The following is a 4,148-nucleotide window of genomic DNA, read 5'->3' on the forward strand; positions in this document are numbered from 1 at the left end:
GTCAAGGACGTCAATCGCGGCCGCTTCATCAAGGTCGACGCTGTCATGGAGCCGCCGCCGCAATCCGAGAGCAGACCGCTGCCGAAGCTGAAGTCCGGCTTGACGCTCGAGATCGCCGCCAAGGAACTAACCAACTCTTCCTATGACGCGGCCTTCGTCACCGCAGACAGCGGCCAGCCGCTCGGGTTGATTTCCCTGCGGCAGATCACGGCGGCTCTATCATCCGGGTCGGCCGCGTGAAGATACGCAATTAGCGTCCTCCGGACGCTGATGAACGTTCCGAACTGGATAAGCGCTCCGGGGCTTGCCGGGGCGCTTTGACAAGAAAGCTCGCAGAAGGGCCGAATGACGCATTGGTCGAAACCGCCATTCCATTGACGGAGAACTATCTTGAAATTCGAAGGCATCTACACACCGGCGATCACGCCGCTCGGCCCCGATGGGCGGATCGATAACGCCGCGTTCGCGGACGTTCTGGAGTCACTTATTGAAGCCAAAGTGCACGGCATCATCATTGGCGGATCGACCGGCGAATACTACGCCCAGAGCACCCAGGAGCGCTTCGCTCTCGGCGCCTACGCCAAGAAGGTGATTGGCACCCGCATCCCCCTCATCATCGGCACGGGTGCTATCAGGACCGAAGACTCGGTCGAATACGCCAAGGCGGCGAAAGAGATCGGCGCCGACGCGATCCTCGTATCGTCGCCGCCCTACGCCTTGCCGACGGAGCGCGAGAATGCGGTTCATGCCCTCACTGTGGACCGCGCCGCGAACCTCCCGATCATGCTTTACAACTACCCGGCGCGCATGGGTGTCATGATGGGGGAGGAGTATTTCTCCCGCATCGGAAAATCCCGGAATGTCGTCGCCATCAAGGAGAGCTCCGGCGACATGGGCAATCTGCATCGGCTGGCCCGCAAGTTCCCGCACATCTCGCTTTCCTGCGGCTGGGACGACCAGGCCCTCGAATTCTTCGCTTGGGGCGCCAGGAGCTGGGTCTGTGCCGGCTCGAACTTTCTCCCGCGCGAGCACGTCGCGCTCTACGAGGCGTGCGTGCTCGAGAAGAATTTCGACAAGGGCCGCGCGATCATGACCGCGATGCTGCCGCTGATGGACTTCCTCGAATGTGGAAAATTCGTCCAATCGATCAAGCATGGATGTGAGCTGATCGGCCTGAAGGCAGGTGGCGTTCGTGCGCCGCTGCGGCCTCTCAACTCAGAAGAAAAGCGAACCCTGCAGACTGTCGTCGCCACCTTGAAGCGCACGGTCGCCCAGATCACGTCAGGAGCAAACCATGCATGAGCCTTTGACCGCCGCCGAATACAGGGCGCTCGCCGCGGAGATCCAATTCCCGACCAACGCCTTTGTTGATGGGGCATTCCGTCCGGCGAATTCCGGCAAGACATTCAAGACGACAAATCCGGCTACCGGCGAGACGCTTGCCGAGATCGCCGCCTGCGATTCAACCGATGTCGATTTCGCGGTGGCCAAGGCCAGGGAAGCCTTCGATGACGGCCGCTGGCAGCACCTCTCGCCCGCGGAGCGCAAGGCCGTCCTCCTCAGATTCGCCAAGCTCTTGGAGCGCAACCGCCACGAGCTTGCGGTCATGGAGAGCCTCGACAGCGGCAAGCCGATTCGCGAATGCCAGACCGTCGACGTGCCGGATACGATCCATACCCTGCGCTGGCACGCCGAGCTCATCGACAAGCTCTACGACAACACGGCGCCTGTCGGCTCGACGGCGCTGACCATGGTCGTGCGCGAACCGGTCGGCGTGGTCGGCTGCGTCCTGCCGTGGAACTTTCCGCTGCTGATGCTGGCCTGGAAGATCGGGCCGGCGCTGGCCGCCGGGTGCTCGGTGGTCGTGAAGCCCGCCCAGGAGACAACACTGACGACGCTTCGTGTCGCCGAGCTGGCCCATGAGGCCGGTATTCCGGCTGGTGTCTTCAATGTCGTGCCTGGCGGCGGCAAGGATGTCGGCGAACCGATCGGCATGCACCTGGGCGTCGACATGGTGGCCTTCACCGGATCGACGCCGACCGGGCGCCGCTTCCTGCGCTACGCAGCGGACTCCAATCTTAAGCGCGTCGTGCTGGAATGCGGCGGCAAGAACCCGGCGGTGGTTCTCGACGATGCCGAGGATCTCGACCTGGTCGCCGAGCAGGTTGTCAACGGAGCCTTCTGGAACATGGGCGAGAATTGCTCGGCCACGTCGCGGCTTATCGTCCAGGCCAGCATCAAGGACGAATTGCTGCAGCGGATCGGCGCCTATATGCGCGAGTGGAAGACCGGCGATCCGCTCGACCCGGAAAACCGCATCGGCGCACTGGTCAGCAAGAGCCATTTCGAGAAGGTGAAATCCTTTCTCGCCGATGCAAAGACCGAAAAGCTCACGGTCGCCCACGGCGGCGGCACGCAGAAAGGCATCTATGTCGAGCCGACGGTCTTTGACGGTGTCACCCCTTCGAGCCGGCTGTTCCAGGAAGAGATTTTTGGTCCGGTCCTCTCGGTCACGACATTCAATTCGCTGGCTGAGGCGATCGCGCTTGCCAACGACACCAACTACGGCCTGACCGCGTCCGTCTATACGGGGAGCCTGCGCAAGGCGATCAAGCTGTCGCGCGAAATCCGCGCCGGTGTTGTCACCGTCAACTGCTTCGGTGAAGGCGATGCGACCACTCCGTTCGGCGGCTACAAGGAGTCCGGCTTCGGCGGGCGCGACAAGTCGGTCTTCGCGCATGACAACTACTGCGAGTTGAAGACGGTCTGGATCGACGTCTCGGATCGTTCGGTCGACGAGACCGTAAGATGAGTGACCTTGTGGTCAAGCGTCTCCCGGCGGAATCCGGAACCTCGGGCTGGGAGGCGATCAGCAAGCGATCCTTCCCGGTCCGCGCGCTTAAAGGCGACGTTTCGGCCGACTGGCTGATCATCGGCGGCGGCTTCGCCGGCCTCTCGGCGGCGCGGCGCCTCGCCCAGCTTCGACCCGGAGACAAGATCGTCCTCTTGGAAGCCGCAGAAATCGCCAAGGGTCCGGCGGGCCGCAACTCGGGCTACATGATCGACGTCCCGCACAATCTGTCGTCGGGCGAATACTCCGTTGCCGGTGAAGCCGAAACCGGGGCCGAGATCGCCCAGAACCGTTTCGCGATTTCCTTCGCCGCTGACGCGGCGGCGGAATACGGCATGGCCGCGCGCACCTTCGATCCGTCGGGCAAGATCAATGCCGCGGCGACGGGGCGCGGCATGACGCTCAATGCCAACTATGGTCGCTCGCTAAAGGCCATCGGCGAGGAGCACCGCTTCCTCGATGCCGTGGAGATGCGGGAGTTGACCGGCTCGTCTTACTATTTGGGCGGCCTCTATACGCCGGGCACCGTGATGATCCAGCCCGCCGACTATATTCGCGGGTTCGCTGCGGGCCTGGCCTCCAAAGTCGACATGTTCGAGCGCTCGCCGGTGCTGAAACTCGAACGCCTCGGCAGGACCTGGAAAGCGTTCTCGCGCAATGGGACCGTTACCGCTCCAAAGGTGATCCTGGGCGTCAACGGCCACATCGACGACTTCGGCTACTTCCGCGGCCGCCTGATGCATATCTTCACCTATGCGTCGATGACCGCCCCCTTCACATCGAAATCGACGGGCAAGGACAGGTGGGCCTTGCTTCCGGCCGACCCGATGGGCGCAACGGTCAGGAAGATTTCCAGCGATGGATCTTCGCGCATCGTAATCAGAACCCGGTTTACCTATGACTGGGCCGTTCAAGTCAGCGAAAAGCGTCTAGCCGGTATCGCCGCCGAGCAGCGGGCTTCGCTGGATGCGAGGTTTCCGGACCTTAAGGACGTGCCGTTCGAATACGTCTGGGCCGGTCGGCTTTGCCTCAGCCGCAACCATGTCCCGGCCTTCGGCGAGATCGAAGAGGGCCTCTATTCGGCATGCTGCGAGAACGGTCTTGGGACCGTCAAAAGCACGCTCGCGGGCGTCATGGCCGCCGATCTGGCGACCGGTGCCCGCTCCGAGATGCTCGACAAATTCTCGGATCAGCCACAACCGGCAAGGCTGCCGCCCGAGCCGCTGGCGTGGCTCGGCGTGAACGCCGTGATCCGTTTGCAGGAATTGCGTGCTGGCCGCGAAGGATGAGCCCTGGC

General features: G+C 62.8%; 4 protein-coding genes. All 4 read left to right on the top strand.

Annotated features, from left to right (window positions below):
- Positions 1-240, top strand: a 240-nt coding sequence (locus EN745_RS31175; RefSeq protein WP_127423020.1) for a CBS domain-containing protein, incomplete at its 5' end; no start/stop codon positions are given.
- Between the two features lie 150 nt (positions 241-390).
- Positions 391-1,302, top strand: a complete 912-nt coding sequence (locus EN745_RS31180; RefSeq protein WP_127423021.1) for a dihydrodipicolinate synthase family protein — start codon at positions 391-393, stop codon at positions 1,300-1,302.
- Positions 1,295-2,812 (top strand): aldehyde dehydrogenase, encoded by a 1,518-nt coding sequence (locus EN745_RS31185; protein WP_127423022.1) that lies wholly within the window; start codon positions 1,295-1,297, stop codon positions 2,810-2,812. The genes EN745_RS31180 and EN745_RS31185 overlap by 8 nt, the downstream gene beginning before the upstream one ends.
- The gene (locus EN745_RS31190) at positions 2,809-4,140 is read left to right on the top strand and encodes an FAD-binding oxidoreductase (RefSeq protein WP_127423023.1); all 1,332 of its coding nucleotides are present in this window, start codon (positions 2,809-2,811) and stop codon (positions 4,138-4,140) included. The genes EN745_RS31185 and EN745_RS31190 overlap by 4 nt, the downstream gene beginning before the upstream one ends.
- Positions 4,141-4,148 lie beyond the last annotated feature (8 nt).

It is taken from the genome of Mesorhizobium sp. M4A.F.Ca.ET.022.05.2.1 (assembly GCF_003998845.1).
GTDB lineage: Bacteria > Pseudomonadota > Alphaproteobacteria > Rhizobiales > Rhizobiaceae > Mesorhizobium.

Coding starts and splice junctions, on each gene's coding strand:
- EN745_RS31185 (WP_127423022.1), top strand. CDS start 1,295: ATGCATGAGCCTTTGACCGCCGCCGAATACAGGGCGCTCGCCGCGGAG.
- EN745_RS31190 (WP_127423023.1), top strand. CDS start 2,809: ATGAGTGACCTTGTGGTCAAGCGTCTCCCGGCGGAATCCGGAACCTCG.